1 protein-coding gene is annotated in these 1,570 nt (G+C 58.6%); it reads right to left on the bottom strand.

What is annotated here, in order from left to right:
* Nucleotides 1-40: 40 nt before the first annotated feature.
* Nucleotides 41-550, bottom strand: coding sequence for a hypothetical protein (locus tag K0F85_RS28285; protein WP_219119126.1), 510 nt, complete (start codon nt 548-550; stop codon nt 41-43).
* Between the last annotated feature and the right edge of the window lie 1,020 nt (nt 551-1,570).

Here is a 1,570-nt window from a genome sequence, read left to right as displayed (position 1 = left end):
GGCATGGATGGCTCTCCTGGTGGAAGGTAAAAGGGCGGATTCAGTCTTCGCCGCTGGCGGGCAAGGACACGGAAACGGGGATACCGGCATCGGTGAATGCACGGCGGGCCTCGTCGGGCAGGGCGCTGGCGATGCGCAGCAATTCGGCGCAGACGGTCGCCTGCAGCGCCGGCACATCCTGCGCGGCGGCTACGCCCGCGCAGGTGGTGATATCGAGCAGGTCGGCACGTGCCGCCGCGATGGCTTGCACGGCTAGCGTGTCGCCGCTGGCCAGCGCGGCAAAGCCGATGCCGGCCAGGCGGTTCAGCACGGTGTCCCGTGCTAGGCGGATCTTGTCCAGGTAGTGCGCTTCCAGGATATCGAAGGCGACAGGCGGCGCATCCGAGATGACCAGTTTGCCCCGCTTGAGTGCGAAGGTTTGGCCGGGTTTCCGTGCCATCACGCGCTCAAAGTCGGCGTAATCGACTTCCACGATATCGTTGGGCAGGGTGGCATACACTTCCGTGTACGGATAAAAGTTGCCGGTGGATGGGGCGTAGCGAATGGTCATGTTCTAATAGCCGATAGCAATGATGTCAATGTAGATGGCCGGTTCGCTGCCCTTGACGTCAACATAGGACGCCGTGGGCGAGTTATGCCATGCGGTGTACGTCAGTGANGGGGAAATTGGATCGGGAAGTTAAAGCGCACGAAGTCGGCTGCCGCATTGGTGACCACCTGACCTTTCTGAATAATCAGTCCGCCGGCAATTTTCTGAAAGCCGTTCGTGCTCAGGGCCGAGGCAAAATCGGCATTGCGCGACATTTCCGCGGTCGAGTCGATGACTTGCCATGTAATATCAGACGCTGCAGTGAGCGTGAGGTATTGCCCCGTTTTAAATTCGATGAAGGGGACGCCCCCCACCGTGAAGCTGATGTTGGCACCTGCACCTGGGACGATTTTTGCCGTATTGCCACCAAATCCAAAGAAGTGAATGCACTTGCCTGAATTTGTTTGTAAACCAAGATCGCTAGGCTTAGGCAATGTAAAACTCAGGTTTGGCGCGGAAAAGTACAGCGCTTTGCCGATATCATCAGGAGTCAGGCTACGGGATACTCCCACAGCATCATGCGCAACAATATTGCCTTGTGATTGCTGCACAAAATCGGCATTGGCCAGCTTTTTCGACGCGTCAAACCTCGGCAGTGTCGCCACTTCCTTCATGCTGTATTGCGGATGCGGATCGGGCGCCGCTGCGTGCTTGGCCAGCTGCTGGTCGCCATAGGTGCGCGCGCTGGCGTCCTGCTGATCGACATAGGCGACCTTGGCCAGGAGCGGGTGCGGGTCGGCAGCAGCCATGTGCCCGGCAAGTCGTTGTTCCGCATTGGCAGTGATATTTTTGTCCTGCTGATCGACATAAGCGACCTTCGCCAGGAGCGGGTGCGGATCGGCGGCAGCCTGGTGATTGGCCAGTTGCTGGTCGGCGTAAATGGCGACTTTTCCGTCTTGTTGATCGACATAGACGACCTTGGCCAGCAGCGGGTGCGGATCAAGAGCCGCCTGATGCTTGGCCAGTTGCTGATCGCCATAG

Source organism: Janthinobacterium sp. UMAB-56, from assembly GCF_900095265.1.
In the GTDB taxonomy this organism is placed as follows: Bacteria; Pseudomonadota; Gammaproteobacteria; order Burkholderiales; family Burkholderiaceae_D; genus Janthinobacterium.
Note: the sequence above shows the minus strand (reverse complement) of the source record. Positions and strands in the feature narration are given on the sequence as shown.